This window comes from Chryseobacterium lactis, assembly GCF_003815875.1.
Classification (GTDB): Bacteria; Bacteroidota; Bacteroidia; order Flavobacteriales; family Weeksellaceae; genus Chryseobacterium; species Chryseobacterium lactis.
In genome coordinates this window covers 104,735-120,524 of the sequence record NZ_CP033924.1, presented here as the reverse complement: position 1 = coordinate 120,524, position 15,790 = coordinate 104,735, and the positions used below count along the sequence as shown (strand labels likewise).

Genomic DNA, 15,790 nt, shown 5'->3' with positions numbered 1-15,790 from the left:
ATTTATATTTTTATCAATACATAGATAAGAATATTGTATTGAAATTAAAACTATAAGAAATATGAAAAAATTATTATTAACATTCGCGCTTTCTTTATTCGGTGTGCTTACTTTTGCACAGATAGAAGGCAAGTGGAAAACAATAGATGACGAAACAAAACAGGCAAAATCTATTGTGGAGATATTTAAAAAGTCAGATGGGAAATATTATGGAAAAGTTTCTCAATTGTTGATAAAACCTGCTGATCCCAATTGTACACCTTGTAAGGATGACAGAAAAGGAAAACCAATTTTGGGATTGGAAATCATCAGAGGATTACAAAAAGATGGAGATGAGTTTACAGGCGGAAGCATTACTGATCCTAAAACAGGGAAAACGTACAAATGTACAATTACACGAAGCGGAGATAAGCTGAATGTAAGAGGTTACTTAGGACTATCTTTATTAGGAAGAACCCAGGTTTGGGAGAAAGCTAATTAATATAAGTTTAAATAGAATTTTAAAGCAGCATTTCAGAAATGAAATGTTGTTTTTTTTTGAAAATATCTGTAACGAAAATAAAATCTTCCCACTTATAATATATGAGCACAGAACAGGAGAAGACTTTTGTAGATTTTTTTAAGCCCAATCAACGGCTTATTCATAAAATATGTAAAATATATACCAATAATCCCGAAGACCATCAGGACCTTTTTCAGGAAATAACCATCCAGTTATGGAAATCTTTTTCAGGATTTAAAGGAGAAGCAAAATTTTCTACCTGGATGTATCGTGTAGCTCTGAATACAGCCATTGCTCTGTTCAGGAAACCTCAAAAAAAGAACATGCAGACCTCTGAAATAGATGTTTCGTCTCTGAAAATGGAATATGAAGATTACGAAGATGATGAACATAAACTGAAGAAGATGTACAAAGCAATTTATGAATTATCTGATGTAGAAAAAGCTTTAATAATGTTATACCTGGAAGATAAACCTTACAAAGAGATTGGTGACATTCTGGGAATCACCGAAGGGAATGCAAGAGTGAAAATGAACAGAGCAAAAAACAATTTAAAAAATAAAATAAGCACAAAATAATATGGAAGAACTGGAATTATTAAAAAAAGACTGGAACAAAGGTACAGGTGAGTTTAAAGAGTATTCTGAAAACGAAATTTTTAATATGATAAAAAATAAATCAGTTTCTATCACCAAAACATTACTGATTATTGGGCTTATAGAAATTTTGTTGTGGACTGTCTATGGCTATATAGACTATCGGTTCCCCTATATTAGAATGGGATTGTTTGTAATTTTTACAATACTTGCTGTGCTTCTGTTTCGTGCCATGAAATCCGGGCAGAATAGTACTACATTGATGAAGAATATTTTAAACTTGAGAAGGATAATATTGGGGTATGCATGTCTTTCAGTACTTTTTGCTCTCATAGATAGTATCATTCGTTTTGACCATGATACCAGAGATTTTATGGCAGGAGCAAAAGACGGATGGAATGCGGGCCATCACATTAAGGGGCCACCAAGTAACCCTGAAACAATGGTACCTGAAATGGGGAATTATGTGATTTTTGGAGTTGTCACGTTGATTGGGTTTTATCTTCTATATGTGGTTTACAAAAGGACTTATGGTAAAATTCTTGTTGATCTTAGAAACAACTACAAAGAATTGAGTAAACAGGAAGAAAACGGTTTTAAATAAATTAATATTAAGTCCTTCCACTCAAATGAGATGCCTTTTTATTATGTGTATAATAAAAAAACACTATTTTTGTAGTCTAAATTTTTCAAGAAAATATGGCAGAATATACTTTTCGTGAGGTAATTGCACAGGCAATGAGCGAGGAAATGCGTAAAGACGAATCCATCTATCTGATGGGGGAGGAAGTTGCAGAATATAATGGTGCATATAAAGCTTCAAAAGGAATGCTGGATGAATTTGGTCCGAAAAGAGTAATTGACACTCCAATTGCAGAGCTTGGATTTACCGGGATCTCTGTTGGTGCAGCAATGAACGGTAACAGACCAATCGTAGAATTTATGACATTCAATTTCTCTTTGGTAGGAATTGATCAGATTATCAATAACGCGGCTAAAATCCGTCAGATGAGTGGCGGGCAGTGGAACTGTCCAATCGTTTTCCGTGGCCCTACTGCTTCTGCAGGACAATTAGGAGCTACTCACTCTCAGGCTTTTGAAGGTTGGTTTGCCAACTGTCCTGGTCTTAAAGTAGTAGTACCTTCTAATCCTTATGATGCAAAAGGATTGTTGAAAACAGCGATCCAGGATAATGACCCGGTAATCTTCATGGAATCTGAGCAGATGTACGGTGATAAAATGGAAATTCCTGAGGAAGAATATTACTTACCAATAGGAAAAGCTGATATCAAGAGAGAAGGAAAAGATGTTACTTTAGTTTCTTTCGGTAAAATCATGAAGTTGGCTATTCAGGCAGCTGAAGATATGGAAAAAGAAGGAATCTCTGTTGAAGTGATTGATCTTAGAACCGTTCGTCCTCTTGATTTTGATACAATTTTAGAATCTGTAAAGAAAACAAATAGATTAGTTATTTTAGAAGAAGCTTGGCCGTTTGGTTCAATTTCTTCGGAAATTACATACATGGTACAGCAAAAAGCATTCGATTATCTGGATGCTCCAATCAAGAGAATTACCACTCCTGATGCACCTGCACCTTATTCTGCAGCATTATTTGCAGAGTGGTTCCCTAAGCTTGAAAAAGTAAAAGAGGAAATTAAAAAGGCGATGTACGTAAAATAGTAATAGAAAAAAACTTCCGAAAGGAAGTTTTTTCATTTATTATATTCATGAAGAAAAGTTCTTGACGTCATAAAATTAGTATAAATTTGCGCGTTTAAAATAAATAAGCTGACATGGCAGACGTTACAGAAGATGGTTATCATTTTGATATAAAAAAACTTTCTTTTATTGGAGTTTTAGTTTCTCTCGGAATTGTTTTTGGAGATATAGGAACCTCACCGCTTTACGTAATGAAAGCGATTGTAAATGCAAGGAATCAAGGGAGTAATATGCCCTTTAACGAATATATAGAAGGAGCACTTTCCTGTATTATTTGGACACTGACCCTTCAGACTACCATCAAATATGTGATCATTGCTCTAAGAGCGGATAACAAAGGAGAAGGAGGTATTTTAGCCTTGTTTTCACTAGTTAGAAACCTCAAAAAAGGATGGTTGTATCTTATAGCAATTGTAGGAGCAGCCGCACTTATTGCAGATGGCGTGATTACGCCGTCGCTTACAGTGATGTCGGCCATTGAAGGTTTGGAAATTTATAATCCCCATACGCCTGTTGTTCCTATCACCATTGGAATTTTGATTGTAATCTTTGTGGTACAGCAATTCGGAACCAGCTTTATCGGGAAGTTTTTTGGCCCTGTAATGGTGGTCTGGTTTTTGGTATTGGGCGGTTTGGGAGTAATGCATTTAAGCGAAAATTTTGAGATTTTAAGATCTTTCAATCCTTATTATGCATACAAGCTTATTGTAAATTCACCAAGTGCAATCGTTATTTTAGGTGCAGTCTTCCTTTGTACTACCGGGGCAGAAGCTCTTTATTCAGATTTGGGACACTGTGGTGCCAAAAATATAAGAGTAAGCTGGGGCTTTGTAAAGGTTATGCTTATTCTAAACTATCTTGGGCAGGGAGCATGGCTTCTGACCAATTACAGCAAGCCTGGATTTTCTGTAGTAAACCCGTTCTTTGGGATTATGGAAGAGTGGATGATTATCCCGGGTGTTATTTTAGCAACTGCAGCAGCAATTATCGCCAGCCAGGCGTTAATTACAGGTTCTTTTACCATTTTCTCAGAAGCAATGTCTCTTAACTTATGGCCTAATCAGAAAATTGATTACCCTTCAGGGGTTAAAGGGCAGATGTATATTCCAAGAATCAATTGGGGACTTTTGATCTTGTGTATTATTGTAGTACTGCATTTCAGAGAATCGGGAAAAATGGAAGCGGCCTATGGTCTTTCCATTACAGTAACGATGTTGATGACAACAATTCTACTTATTTTCTGGTTATTGAAACATAGAATAAGTAAAGTCTTAATATTATTCTTTGCTTTGACGTATTTGTCTATTGAACTAGGGTTCTTTAGTGCCAATATTATCAAATTCATGGAAGGAGGTTGGATTACAGTTGTATTAGCCGGTTCCATAGGATTATCTATGTATGCCTGGTATAATGGTCGACTGATCAAGACAAGATTTATCCAGTTTGTAAAAATTGAAAAATATGTTTCTATTCTTAAAGATATGAAACTGGATGAAACTATTCCGAAATATGCAACCAATCTGGCTTATTTGAGCCGTGCAAAAAGAAATGATGAGGTAGAATCAAAAATTATTTATTCCATCATCAAAAAACAGCCAAAAAGAGCAGATCATTACTTTATTTTAAGCATTGTCAATCAGGAAGATCCATATACATTCAAATATACGGTAGATGAAATTCTGCCTGGAACGGTTTATAAAATTAATTTCCTTTTAGGATTTAAAGTAGACCGAAGAATCAATGATTATTTTAATATGGTGCTTAAAGATTTAATGGCAGAGGAAACCATTCCTTCAAGAAGCAGCCATCCGTCTTTAAGAGCTCATAATATACCACCGGATCTGAAATATGTGATTATTGATAACACCTATATCAACGATATTCTTTTGACTGTTAAACAGAAGATTATCCTTAATATCTACAACTTTGTTAAGTATATAGGAAGTGATGACTTTAAGGCTTGGGGAGTGTCTTCTCACAACGTTGAAGTAGAATCTGCACCGATCACAGAACTGACTGTTTATGACAATAAGATCGAACAATCTGGTTACTTCCGACACAATTCCTGATCCAGGGAGCGTGTAACCATACTATCTATTTAAATAAAAATCAATAAATTTGTAGATAATTTTTTTAATGGATACAGTACAAAAAGAAAAGAATATAGCTTTGATCAAGGATGTTTTAAGAAATTACCTTTTAGAAAAAGGGTTCAGAAACACTCCTGAAAGATATACGATATTGGAAGAGATTTATAATATGGATCATCACTTTAATGTTGATGACCTGTATCTTCTGATGATGCAGAAGAAATACCATGTTTCTAAAGCAACCATTTACAATACTATTGAGATTTTCCTAGATGCAGGTTTGATCCGTAAGCATCAGTTCGGAGAAAAAACATTGACCTCTTCATCTTATGAGAAGTCTTATTTTGACAAACAACATGATCACCTGGTGATCTACAAAAAAGATTCTGATAAAGAAATTGAAGAAATTATTGAATTCTGTGACCCAAGAATCCAGGGAATCAAAGAAGCCATTGAAGAAGCTTTTGGCGTAAAAATTGATTCTCATTCGCTGTATTTCTATGGCACTAAGAATGACTAATTAATGAGAATAATCCTTTTTCTGTTACTTTTTATTTCCACGCTCAGTTTTGCGCAGGATAAAACTCCCGTGAAGAGAGATCCTTATTTACAGACTCCTTCAACGGCACAACCAAAGCAGGTAAAACCGGAAGACAAAGTAAAAATCATCCACGCGGATAAAATTATAAAAGACCCTGCAAAATATGAGGGAAACCAATACTTTACGGGAAATGTTCAGATAGAACATCAGGGATCTATTCTGACAGCAGATGAAGTTGTATTATATAGTGAAGAGAACTTTGTAAAAGCAATGGGCAATACAAAGCTTCAGAATGCTGATGGTTCGGTAATTACTGCCGGAGAAATGGAATATGACGGAAATACCCAAAAAGGGGTTGCCCGAAAAAATGTTGTCCTTACAGATCCGAAGCAAACCATAAAAACAGATATTCTGTATTATGACAGACTTGCCAATCAGGCCTATTTTAACACAGGAGGAACGATTGCAGACAGTCAGGGAAATGTGATGTACACAAAGTCAGCCACCTATTTTCTGAACACTAAAATGATCGACTTTGTAGGGAATGTAAAAATAGATAACGCCCAATATATTATTGAAGGGGTTAATATCAAACAGAATCAGAATACCAATACAGCCGAATTTTTCGGACCTACTACGATTACCAACAGAGCAAACCCTAAAAACAGGGTATATACCGAAAGAGGAACTTATAAAATGGGGAGTAAGGAAGCTTTCCTTAACAAGAATTCCAAGATATTTTATAACGATAAAATCCTTACCGGTGATGATATGTACTTTAATCAAATTACGGGATTTGGTAAAGCGACAGGAAATGTAACATTAGATGATCCGAAGGAGAGAAGATATATAAAAGGAGGGTACGGAGAGATTTTTGAAAAGAAAGACTCAGCGATGATGACTAAAAATCCATATGCAGTAAAAGCAATGGAAAAAGATTCAGTCTACTTTGCCGCAGAAAAAATTATCTCTTACCAAAGACCGGATTCTCTCGATATTAAAATTAAAAAAAGCTTCTTAAGAGCCTATAAAAAAGCAAGGGTTTACAAATCCAACGCTCAGGGAAGAGCCGATTCTATTGCTTTTAACGAAACCGATGGGATCATGCATATGTATACAAAACCGATTCTTTGGAGTGGAGAGAAACAGGTGACCGGTGATAAAATTGAAGCGTACTTTAATACAAAAAATGAAAATATAGATTCCTTACGGGTGATCGGAAATGCTTTTGCCATCAGTAAGGTTGATTCTTTAAATCTGAAAGATGAATTCAACCAGGTAAAAGGTAAATTTATGACCGTTTACTATGAGAAGAATGATATCAAAGAAGCCAGAGTTGTTGGAAATGCCCAGTCAATTGTATATGTTGACGATACCGATCAGGAGACCAAAAAACCGGAGAGAATAGGAATTACCCTTTCTGCCTGTGGAATTATTGGTGCACTTTTCGAAGAAAGAGCTTTACAGATTATTTCATGCAGCATCGGAGCAACTTCAGATACTTATCCGATGAGTAAGATTGAACCTGGCAGAAGGAAGTTTCCGGATTTCAACTGGAATACCAGAGACAGGATCAAGAAATGGCAGGATATCCTTGTAGACAGCCCTGAGTACGAAGAAACAAAATATACGTCGGATAGTGAACTATTTGATAAAGCGCAGAAAGCTATAGATGATGAAAAAGCTAAAGAAGAAGCGAAAAAGCCGAAGCGAACCAGAAAATAAGAAAAGAAGCAATTTGCTTCTTTTTTTGTTTTAAACCTTAAAATAGACGAGCTCTTTTTCGACAATATTGTTTTATATTTTTTTAAGATATATTAAATTCTGTGATAGCAATTAATAATACTTTTAGCAAACCAAGTTCATAAAAAAATAAAAATGAAATTAAAATTTGCCATTAGTATTTTTATTCTCACTACTATGAAAGTGAATAGTCAGGTAGGGATATCTAAAAATTTGACTTTTCAATCTGATCCCAGAACACAACTTCATGTAAAGCAAGACAACTACGCAGTGAGACTGCCAATAGCAAGCTCGGCAACAGTATTGCCGGTCTCGTTATCCGGAACCTCCGGAGATGGAACTCAGGGTTCGGTTATTTTTAACAGAGAAACCGGAAGTATTGTTCAGAATGATGGGACGAGCTGGAAAATATCAGATCCGATTGTTACCACAGTGAAGAATAATAAAATAGCCCGTTTTATTAGAAACGGAACCGTTACCACGACTTGCCAGCCATGCACTATTTTATCGCCTTGCATAGGTGGATCCGACAGGGATTGCGCAGCAGTTAATGTGCCTTTTACTTCCAATACTCCCAGTATCAATGAGATTTCAAATGATGTAAGTCTGATAAGTCCCACAAGCAATATCATTAGCTTTAAAACAAGGGGATTATACAAGCTTTCTTTTAAAAGTGGAGCGCTTGATATCGGGGAAGCTACCTGTGTAGGTGCAACAACCAATCTTTATTCCAGATTGAATTTAGAAATAAGTTCCGATAACGGAGCTTCATGGAAACCCATTAATAACACCGTAAGCAATTCCACGGGAGGACTGCTGTCGTTAGGCTCCATACCGCTAGGCTCTGTAGATGTCGGACATTCATTGGCATTCACTTATGTTGGTGTTTTCAATCAGGGAGATAGAGTGAGGCTGCGTTTTTTCGGTAATCAGACCATGTCCGTAGGAGGTTGCCTGGGTTACAATATGTATTTTGCGATGAATACCACAGGGAATTCTGTGTCAGAAATTATTGTAGAAAAAATAAATATGTAATAAGATGAAAAAAATACTACTTATAACAACATTATTTTTTCAATTTTTGTCACAAGCGCAGATTGGAATTGGAGGAAATATCTATAGTGCTAAAAATATTGTAAAAATTCAGGATGGAACCAAGGGAGTACTATTTCCTTATGCAAATAATTTTACATCTTTTCCAAAATATAATGCCTCTTTAACGGATCTTTTTAATAATTACCCTAATCTTGTTGGTGGTCTTATTTATAATAAAAGTGATGATCAATATTACAAATATGATGGTTATGCCTGGAATCCGGCAAGACAAATCCAGGGAATATTCCATTCTAAAGGATCAAGACTGGGCATCTCTTCAGGAATCACAATTCCTTGTATTGCCTTTGGATTGGGAGTATGTTTTTCAGCCGGCTCAGCAGAATATCTTGCACCGGATAATAAAAGTGAAGTTCTGGTAGATAATCTTGGGTTAAAAAACTCCGGTTCAGTAACTATCAAACAAAATGGAATCTATGACATAGGCGCTGCTTTAGGATTTACGGGCGGATCTATAGGACTTCAGGTAGGTGTTACGGAATTTAAGCTGACACTCCAGGTAAGATATACATCCGATGGAGACTGGGAAACAATTGCTACCAAATCAAACTATTCCATTGTAATTATTGTGGATACCGGCAGAAACAAGACATGCAGTTTTGCTCAGACGATTTCCTTGCCGGCTGGTGCTGAATTAAGAGTAATACCTACCATCAGAACAATTGGTGGCTCCGGTGGCTCATTATCAGCTTATGGTACAGACTCCGATTCAATCAGTTCCTATATTGCAGTACGTCTAATTAAAGCCTATTAAAATGAAAAAAAATATATTTGGATTGTTTTTGTTGATCATAAACACTTACATCGCACAGGTCAATTTCACCAATATTCCGAACCCGGATTCCAACGCAAACGGAAATGATCAGGTGATGATGTATATCACCAATACAAATGAAACTTCGGGAGTGAAAGGTTTCGGGCTTCCTGCGGTAGATGCAGAAGTGAATCTGCCTTATACAGGAGCCAATGCACCGGCAACAAGAATAGAGGAATTAAGAGGAATGCTTTTATTTGTTAAAAGTATTGGTCAGGTTATGGTTTTTGATGGTCTGATATGGACAAAAGCCTTCGAGATTGAATCTGATAACATATCGAGATTCCAGCTGAATTCTGTATCTACGACGTCAGGTGACGTTATGCTGTCAATCAATTCGTTAATCAATAAAGCAAACTTTCTTGCAGATCCATTAAAATTAAAAACCAACGTACCTACGACAGGAGCTAATCTAAACAGACTATATATCCGGCAAACCGGATTGTACAGGATTAATCTGAACTTAAATTTTACAGGTTCTGCAGGCTCATTCAGTGATAGACTAGGTGCCGGTCTGTATGTTAATGATAACGAAAGATTTCAGCTCCTCGAAGATACTGTCAATTTTGATGGAACCAATCGTAAAATCAACCTTGATTTTTCTGTATATGCCCAACAAGGTCAGTATATTACTTTGGAGGCTATTTCCGAGACAGGAGGTACAAGATCGTATAATGTTACAACAGATAGCTACGTAACGGTTGAGAAAATATTATAGAGTTGCTTGAATTAGTATGATTTTAAAATCATTTTTATTTTGTAAGATTGACTTTTTATTCTAACCAATAATTTCGGCATTTGGGTAATCTTTTATAGCTTTGCTGAAATTTTTCGTGGTCATGGAAATGCAAAAAGATTTTTTTATATATCAGGCTCAGACAACAAAGTTTGCAGCAGGTTTTGAAGTTGAAAAAGCCGTAGGAAGTTATATTTACGGTACAGATGGAAGAAAATATCTGGATTTTGTAGCCGGAGTTTCTGCCAATACCTTAGGACATTCGCATCCTAAAGTGGTAGATGCCATCAAAGAGCAGGCGGATAAATACCTTCATGTCATGGTGTACGGCGAATATGCACAGGAGAAACCGATAGCATTATGTAAATTACTTGCAGAAGCCACTCCGGATCCTTTAGAAGTTACTTATTTGGTAAACAGTGGGGCAGAAGCGATTGACGGAAGTTTAAAGCTTGCCAAAAGATATACCGGAAGAGAGGAAATTGTTTCTTTCAAAGATTCTTATCACGGAAATACCCATGGCGCTTTAAGCGTTTCAGGACATGAAGCTCATAAAAGAGAATTTCGTCCCCTTTTACCCATGGTTTCCTTTATTGAATTCAACAATGAAAATGACTTTGATAAAATCACGGAAAAAACAGCCTGTGTCATCCTGGAGACTATTCAGGGAGCAGCAGGTTTTTTAGTCCCGGATAGTGATTATCTGATCAAACTGAAGAAAAGATGTGAAGAAGTTGGAGCCCTTTTAATTCTGGATGAAATTCAGCCCGGATTCGGAAGAACCGGAAAACTTTTTTCTTTCGAGCATTTTGGAATCGTTCCTGATATTCTTGTCATGGGAAAAGGGATGGGAGGAGGAGTTCCTGTAGGAGCTTTTATGAGTTCCAGAGAAATGATGGAAACATTATCCCACTCTCCTAAATTGGGACATATTACGACGTTTGGAGGAAATCCATTAATTGCTGCCGCCAGTTATGCAACATTGAAAGAAGTTCTGGATAGCGGTTTGATGGATGAAGTGGCAGAAAAAGAAAAACTGTTCAGAGAACTTCTTGTTCATCCTAAGATTAAAAATATTAATGGAAAAGGATTAATGCTTGCAGTCAATTTAGGAACACCGGAATATACATTAGAGGTTGCTAAAAAATGTATGGAAAAAGGACTTATTGTTTTCTGGCAGCTCTATAGAAACGAATACCTGAGGATTTCTCCACCACTGACATTGTCGCTGGAAGAAATCAAAGAAGGTTGTCAGATTATTCTCGATATTCTTAACGAAAACTAAATATAAAGTCTCTCCGGAAAAGGAGAGATTTTTTTATGCCTTACATCGTAGTTTATATTGTTCTTATTTAACATAATACAGATTTAAAATCAGTGACAAATATCATGAAGATTCTTTAAAAAAGTAATCCCTTTTTTGTGTAATAAAAAAATTAATTTATATATTGCGGGACGATAAAAACAAAGATTATATGGCGAAACATAAAGTCCATTACGAATTTCCAATGCACTGTTTATCAGAGATTTTATACGAATATCTGGCAACTGCAGAAGGATTGTCTGAATGGTTTGCGGATGAGGTAACAGAGAAAGGCGATGACTTCTTTTTTAGTTGGGGCGGAGGACCTGCTGAAAAGGCCACTTTGATCAGATATAAGCCAGAAGGTTTCGTGCGTTTTAGATGGGAAGAAGACGAAGGAACTAAGAATTTCTTTGAAATGACTATCACAATTGATGATATTACAGAAGATTTGGCACTTAATATCACAGATTTCTGTGAAGAAGGTGACGAAGAAGAAAACGCAATGTATTGGGAAAATCTTATTGAAAACCTTAGAATAAAATTAGGTGCAGCATAATGTCAAGCTGTATTAAATGATAAAACTGATGAACGATTTATCGTTCATTATTTTTTTGTAAATAAATCACATCAAAAATTGGAAAATCAATATTTTACATCAGACGCATTACATGTAGAGAACAGAGCCTTTCTTTTAGGCGATGCCGTGAAGGTTTCTTTCTTTGTGAGAAACGGTAAATTGATCATGGATGAAGAATGTTATTTCTTCCTGATGGCTTCCATGAGAAAGATGAGAATGAATATTCCTTTGACTTATACCCTGGAGTTTTTTCAATCCCTTTTTCAAAAAGAAATTATAGAGGGTGCCGGAATACAAAATGGAATTATCAATTTCCAGGTATTTAGAAATAATGATGGGGTGACGTTGTCAAAATCTTCAATTTCCTATTTTTATGAAGTTCAGGAAATGAATGACGTCCTGGATGTTCACCAAAGACCACAGGAACTGGATCTGATTAAAGAAATCAATGTCAACAATAATTTGTTGAGCAATATAAGAGTGCACTGCCCTGAAAATATTTATGGCGGAATTTATGCTCAGGAAAACGATTTGGACGATGTTATTCTTTTAAATCCTAATAAAAGAATTGCCCGTACTACTTCCGGAAATCTTCTCTTTTTAGAAGGGAATGTGATTAAGGTTCCCAAGCAGACCGAAGGGGCTTACATTTCTCCTTTCATGGAAAATTTTGTTACTTTTTTACATAAAAATAACCTGGCTGATATTCAGGAACATGAAATTATTGCATTTGAATCTCAGAAAGCAGAAGAGATTCTGATGATTTCTGAGGAGAAAGGTATATTTTCTGTAGGTAAAATTAGAAATAAGACTTTTGAAACTTCCCGTTTTTCGGAACTGGTGAAAAGTTGGAGAGAAAGTTTTAATTCATAAAATTGACAAACCCGGTAAACAACACTATATAGTCCTTTACCGGGTTTTATTCTGAATACATCAGAAATTGTTTTTTATTTAGTTCTCGTTGATGACTTCAACGAATTTCTGTGCGATTTCTTGTTGCCCTTTTTCACTGGTCATGTAATTCCTGTCTGCAGCGCTATTGATAAAACCAAGTTCTACCAATACAGCAGATGCTTTGGTTTCTCTTAGTATATGAAGGTTGCGTCCTTCAATGGTACGGGCTTTGAATTTTTTTGAGATTTTGTCAGCAAGCTCTTTTGAGGCTTCCGAATTCTGAACAAATACTTCGAATCCCTGTTGAGGCGTTTCTGCCTTAGGAGAGCTATTCACATGGAGTGAAATCACCATTTCAGGGTTTAGCTTGTTGATTTGATCTGTTCTTTCAAAAAGGGTAGGGGAACTATCAGAATCCCTGGTTAAAATTACCTCATACTTGCCTTGACTTTCATTAATTCGCTGAATTTCTTTAGCGATATTCAATGAAATATCCTTTTCGGAAAAATTACCATATACAGATCCCATATCATTTCCGCCATGCCCGGCATCAATGACAATATACTTTTTGTTCAGTGGTGTAAATGATAAAAATGCAGTAGAAAAGATGGATATAGCAAGTAGATTAATACCTTTCATTTCAATGATTTTGATTTTTCAAATAACGTGAAAACTTCTTTAAAAATTGGTTAACATAATCATAAATTTTGTTAATTATTTTTAATGGATTATCAATTGAATTGTTAGTTTAGTGAAATATCCTCAGGTGAATTGGCCCACAGTAAGAATTCGCCACCCAGATTTTGCATGATTGATTTCCAAAGAGTCTGATCATTGGGTAAAGTGTAATCCAGGTTATAGACATCTACTACCGTCCACATTTTTCTTTGAACCTCAGTATCGAGCTGATTTGGCGACCATCCCGAATAGCCGGAAAATATTTTCACATTATGGATATCAAGTTCCTTAGCCAAAACAGCATTGATGATGCGCTCAATATCTTCTGTAAGATAATATTCATCAGTGATTTCAGTGTAGATTTCAGTAACTTTTTCACTGCTCTTTACGATGAAAAAGACTTTGTCATTTTCTACGGGACCACCATCGTATACTTCAATTTGAAAATCAAAGAAATCATTGAATTTAGTACTCATCTGGCTGTTCTTTTTATTTAATATCAAACCAAATGCGCCACTTTCATTATGTTCTATAACCAACACTACCGATCTTGAAAAAAGATCGCCGGAAATGTCAGGGGTCGAGATTAATATTTTACCTTTGTATGAGTGATTCATACTCAAATTTAATAAAAAATATTTATGGAAAACCTGCACGACAAAAGAAAAGTGTACGAGAAATCCCAACTTATTGAAAGTGAGATAAAACAAAATCCAATTGAACAGTTTAGAGACTGGTTTTTGGAGGCAAGTGAGAGCCCAATGATCTCAGAAGCTAATGCTATGGCCGTTTCTACTGTTGAGGAAGATGGTTGCCCGAGAACAAGAATGGTATTGCTTAAGGCATATACCCATGAAGGATTTATTTTTTATACCAATTACAATAGCAGAAAAGGAAAGGCGATAGAACATAATCATAAAGCATGTCTTCACTTTTTCTGGCCGAATCTTGAAAGACAAATTATTATTAAAGCCGATCTCGAGAAAATAGCTGAAAATCTTAGTGATGGTTATTTCCATTCAAGACCGAAAGGAAGTCAGTTGGGAGCTGTGGTGTCTCCGCAGAGCCAGGTGATTCCTGACAGAGAATTTTTGGAAAAGAAATTAAAAGATCTGGAAAAGGAATATGAGAACAGCGAAATACCACGACCTGAAAATTGGGGTGGTTATCTTGCGAAACCTTATGAAATTGAATTCTGGCAGGGAAGGCCAAATCGCCTTCATGACAGGATTATTTATCAACTCGAAGATCTGGATTGGAAGATCTCACGATTGGCACCCTAGAGAGTTGAAAATTAAAAATTGACGAGATTTATATCTCAATATCAAAATAAGCGGACTTTGGTTCGCTTATTTTATTTTTGGGCTTTAGCGTACTTATATAGACAAAAAAAAGGCTATTTCTAAGAAACAGCCCTTGAATTTTCGTAATCTGAATGATTATTTTTTCTTAGCACCAGATACTGCGTTTGATAAATCAGCTCCGGCTTTGAATTTAGCAACTTTTTTAGCAGCGATTTTGATCGGTTTTTTAGTTGCAGGGTTGATCCCTTGTCTAGCTGCTCTCTCAGCTACTGAGAAAGTACCGAAACCTACTAAAGAAACTTTTCCGTCTTTTTTCTTTAAAGTAGTAGTTACGTTAGAAATGAAAGATTCTAAAGCAGCTTTTGCTGCAACTTTAGTGATACCTGCATCTTTTGCGATTGCGTCGATTAATTCAGACTTGTTCATAATTTTTAATATTAAAGTTAGTTCGTAATTATAGCAAATATAATACTATTTTCTAATTGTGCAATTTTTTTATTAAAACTTATACAATTTTTTTACTTTTCAGTGAAAACAGTTAAAATATGATAATTCGGTTTTTCACGAAAAATCTACGTTACGCGTTACTAAAATCATGCCAAATGCTTATGTGTATTGACTTTAGCAAAAAGGTAATATTATTTCCTGTATTTATTAAATCCTAAATTGTGTGTAAACTATTAATGTTTTTGATCATATGCTTATTAATTTTATAATCAAAGTTTGTTTTTTTTGTATTTTCTAAAATTAAATACCTGTGTTAGTGGGAGTTTTAAAATAATAAAGAAGGTCTGTTTTATTAATTTTTATTAATAAATTTGCAGTATGTTAATAGAAGTTTTTAAGTCTAAGATTCACAGGGTGAGAGTAACTGCCTCTGACCTTAATTATATAGGAAGTATAACGATTGATGAAGATCTTATAGAAGCTGCCGGATTGGTAGTGGGAGAAAGAGTCTATATCGTGAATGTAAACAACGGAGAACGTTTTGATACATATGTTATCAAAGGGAAAAGAAAATCTGGAGAAGTATGCCTTAATGGCCCTGCCGCAAGAAAAGTTCAGAGAGATGATATTATTATCATTATTGCCTATGCGCAGATGACACCTGAAGAAGCCAAAGACTTCCAGCCGAAAATAGTTTTCCCGGATGAAAAAACAAACCTTCTTACGTAAT

The 15,790-nt window shown here is 35.5% G+C and carries 18 protein-coding genes; 15 read left to right on the top strand and 3 right to left on the bottom strand.

The window, feature by feature from the left end; translation table 11 throughout:
- The first annotated feature begins 61 nt into the window (after positions 1 to 61).
- From EG342_RS00600 to EG342_RS00540, 13 genes are all read left to right on the top strand, one after another.
- Complete coding sequence (locus EG342_RS00600; protein WP_103293947.1) at positions 62 to 481, top strand: DUF2147 domain-containing protein; 420 nt, start codon at positions 62 to 64, stop codon at positions 479 to 481.
- Positions 482 to 582: 101 nt separating this feature from the next.
- Positions 583 to 1,080 (top strand): RNA polymerase sigma factor, encoded by a 498-nt coding sequence (locus tag EG342_RS00595; RefSeq protein WP_103293948.1) that lies wholly within the window; start codon positions 583 to 585, stop codon positions 1,078 to 1,080.
- 1 nt (position 1,081) lies between these two features.
- Positions 1,082 to 1,702, top strand: coding sequence for a hypothetical protein (locus tag EG342_RS00590; RefSeq protein ID WP_103293949.1), 621 nt, complete (start codon positions 1,082 to 1,084; stop codon positions 1,700 to 1,702).
- A gap of 95 nt (positions 1,703 to 1,797) precedes the next feature.
- Positions 1,798 to 2,778, top strand: coding sequence for a pyruvate dehydrogenase complex E1 component subunit beta (locus tag EG342_RS00585; RefSeq protein WP_103293950.1), 981 nt, complete (start codon positions 1,798 to 1,800; stop codon positions 2,776 to 2,778).
- Between the two features lie 113 nt (positions 2,779 to 2,891).
- Positions 2,892 to 4,886 (top strand): KUP/HAK/KT family potassium transporter, encoded by a 1,995-nt coding sequence (locus EG342_RS00580; protein WP_103293951.1) that lies wholly within the window; start codon positions 2,892 to 2,894, stop codon positions 4,884 to 4,886.
- Positions 4,887 to 4,953: 67 nt separating this feature from the next.
- Entirely contained in the window at positions 4,954 to 5,427 is a 474-nt protein-coding gene (locus tag EG342_RS00575) for a Fur family transcriptional regulator (RefSeq protein ID WP_027374694.1), read from the top strand.
- A 3-nt stretch (positions 5,428 to 5,430) separates the two neighbouring features.
- On the top strand, positions 5,431 to 7,173 hold the full coding sequence (locus tag EG342_RS00570) for an OstA-like protein (protein WP_103293952.1): 1,743 nt from the start codon (positions 5,431 to 5,433) through the stop codon (positions 7,171 to 7,173).
- A 153-nt stretch (positions 7,174 to 7,326) separates the two neighbouring features.
- Positions 7,327 to 8,226, top strand: a complete 900-nt coding sequence (locus EG342_RS00565) for a hypothetical protein (RefSeq protein ID WP_123868008.1) — start codon at positions 7,327 to 7,329, stop codon at positions 8,224 to 8,226.
- A 4-nt stretch (positions 8,227 to 8,230) separates the two neighbouring features.
- On the top strand, positions 8,231 to 9,058 hold the full coding sequence (locus EG342_RS00560) for a hypothetical protein (RefSeq protein ID WP_103293954.1): 828 nt from the start codon (positions 8,231 to 8,233) through the stop codon (positions 9,056 to 9,058).
- Between the two features lies 1 nt (position 9,059).
- Positions 9,060 to 9,836, top strand: a complete 777-nt coding sequence (locus tag EG342_RS00555) for a hypothetical protein (RefSeq protein WP_103293955.1) — start codon at positions 9,060 to 9,062, stop codon at positions 9,834 to 9,836.
- Between the two features lie 127 nt (positions 9,837 to 9,963).
- Positions 9,964 to 11,139, top strand: a complete 1,176-nt coding sequence (locus EG342_RS00550; protein WP_103294027.1) for an aspartate aminotransferase family protein — start codon at positions 9,964 to 9,966, stop codon at positions 11,137 to 11,139.
- A 190-nt stretch (positions 11,140 to 11,329) separates the two neighbouring features.
- A complete protein-coding gene (locus EG342_RS00545) occupies positions 11,330 to 11,716 on the top strand; it encodes an START-like domain-containing protein (protein WP_034696870.1) in 387 nt (128 codons plus the stop codon).
- Positions 11,717 to 11,794: 78 nt separating this feature from the next.
- Positions 11,795 to 12,610 carry an aminotransferase class IV gene (locus EG342_RS00540; RefSeq protein WP_103293956.1) on the top strand — a complete coding sequence of 272 codons (816 nt, stop codon included), beginning with the start codon at positions 11,795 to 11,797 and terminating at the stop codon, positions 12,608 to 12,610.
- Between the two features lie 78 nt (positions 12,611 to 12,688).
- Here the strand turns inward: EG342_RS00540 and EG342_RS00535 are convergent, their stop codons facing one another.
- Positions 12,689 to 13,270, bottom strand: coding sequence for an N-acetylmuramoyl-L-alanine amidase family protein (locus EG342_RS00535; RefSeq protein WP_103293957.1), 582 nt, complete (start codon positions 13,268 to 13,270; stop codon positions 12,689 to 12,691).
- 104 nt (positions 13,271 to 13,374) lie between these two features.
- On the bottom strand, positions 13,375 to 13,926 hold the full coding sequence (locus tag EG342_RS00530) for a YqgE/AlgH family protein (RefSeq protein ID WP_103293958.1): 552 nt from the start codon (positions 13,924 to 13,926) through the stop codon (positions 13,375 to 13,377).
- Between the two features lie 24 nt (positions 13,927 to 13,950).
- On the opposite strand from EG342_RS00530, the gene pdxH reads away from it, so the two are divergent.
- Positions 13,951 to 14,592 carry a pyridoxamine 5'-phosphate oxidase gene (gene pdxH / locus EG342_RS00525; RefSeq protein WP_103293959.1) on the top strand — a complete coding sequence of 214 codons (642 nt, stop codon included), beginning with the start codon at positions 13,951 to 13,953 and terminating at the stop codon, positions 14,590 to 14,592.
- Between the two features lie 156 nt (positions 14,593 to 14,748).
- Here the strand turns inward: pdxH and EG342_RS00520 are convergent, their stop codons facing one another.
- Positions 14,749 to 15,039: an HU family DNA-binding protein gene (locus EG342_RS00520; RefSeq protein WP_062702846.1), complete on the bottom strand. Its 291-nt coding sequence runs from the start codon at positions 15,037 to 15,039 to the stop codon at positions 14,749 to 14,751.
- A 399-nt stretch (positions 15,040 to 15,438) separates the two neighbouring features.
- On the opposite strand from EG342_RS00520, the gene panD reads away from it, so the two are divergent.
- The gene (gene panD, locus EG342_RS00515) at positions 15,439 to 15,789 is read left to right on the top strand and encodes an aspartate 1-decarboxylase (RefSeq protein WP_029294648.1); all 351 of its coding nucleotides are present in this window, start codon (positions 15,439 to 15,441) and stop codon (positions 15,787 to 15,789) included.
- Position 15,790: the final 1 nt, after the last annotated feature.

What these genes read in the sequence shown, in the direction of transcription:
- EG342_RS00600 (WP_103293947.1), top strand. Translation starts at nt 62, where the DNA reads ATGAAAAAATTATTATTAACATTCGCGCTTTCTTTATTCGGTGTGCTT.
- EG342_RS00595 (WP_103293948.1), top strand. Translation starts at nt 583, where the DNA reads ATGAGCACAGAACAGGAGAAGACTTTTGTAGATTTTTTTAAGCCCAAT.
- EG342_RS00590 (WP_103293949.1), top strand. Translation starts at nt 1,082, where the DNA reads ATGGAAGAACTGGAATTATTAAAAAAAGACTGGAACAAAGGTACAGGT.
- EG342_RS00585 (WP_103293950.1), top strand. Translation starts at nt 1,798, where the DNA reads ATGGCAGAATATACTTTTCGTGAGGTAATTGCACAGGCAATGAGCGAG.
- EG342_RS00580 (WP_103293951.1), top strand. Translation starts at nt 2,892, where the DNA reads ATGGCAGACGTTACAGAAGATGGTTATCATTTTGATATAAAAAAACTT.
- EG342_RS00575 (WP_027374694.1), top strand. Translation starts at nt 4,954, where the DNA reads ATGGATACAGTACAAAAAGAAAAGAATATAGCTTTGATCAAGGATGTT.
- EG342_RS00570 (WP_103293952.1), top strand. Translation starts at nt 5,431, where the DNA reads ATGAGAATAATCCTTTTTCTGTTACTTTTTATTTCCACGCTCAGTTTT.
- EG342_RS00565 (WP_123868008.1), top strand. Translation starts at nt 7,327, where the DNA reads ATGAAATTAAAATTTGCCATTAGTATTTTTATTCTCACTACTATGAAA.
- EG342_RS00560 (WP_103293954.1), top strand. Translation starts at nt 8,231, where the DNA reads ATGAAAAAAATACTACTTATAACAACATTATTTTTTCAATTTTTGTCA.
- EG342_RS00555 (WP_103293955.1), top strand. Translation starts at nt 9,060, where the DNA reads ATGAAAAAAAATATATTTGGATTGTTTTTGTTGATCATAAACACTTAC.
- EG342_RS00550 (WP_103294027.1), top strand. Translation starts at nt 9,964, where the DNA reads ATGCAAAAAGATTTTTTTATATATCAGGCTCAGACAACAAAGTTTGCA.
- EG342_RS00545 (WP_034696870.1), top strand. Translation starts at nt 11,330, where the DNA reads ATGGCGAAACATAAAGTCCATTACGAATTTCCAATGCACTGTTTATCA.
- EG342_RS00535 (WP_103293957.1), bottom strand. Translation starts at nt 13,270, where the DNA reads ATGAAAGGTATTAATCTACTTGCTATATCCATCTTTTCTACTGCATTT.
- EG342_RS00530 (WP_103293958.1), bottom strand. Translation starts at nt 13,926, where the DNA reads ATGAATCACTCATACAAAGGTAAAATATTAATCTCGACCCCTGACATT.
- pdxH (WP_103293959.1), top strand. Translation starts at nt 13,951, where the DNA reads ATGGAAAACCTGCACGACAAAAGAAAAGTGTACGAGAAATCCCAACTT.
- EG342_RS00520 (WP_062702846.1), bottom strand. Translation starts at nt 15,039, where the DNA reads ATGAACAAGTCTGAATTAATCGACGCAATCGCAAAAGATGCAGGTATC.
- panD (WP_029294648.1), top strand. Translation starts at nt 15,439, where the DNA reads ATGTTAATAGAAGTTTTTAAGTCTAAGATTCACAGGGTGAGAGTAACT.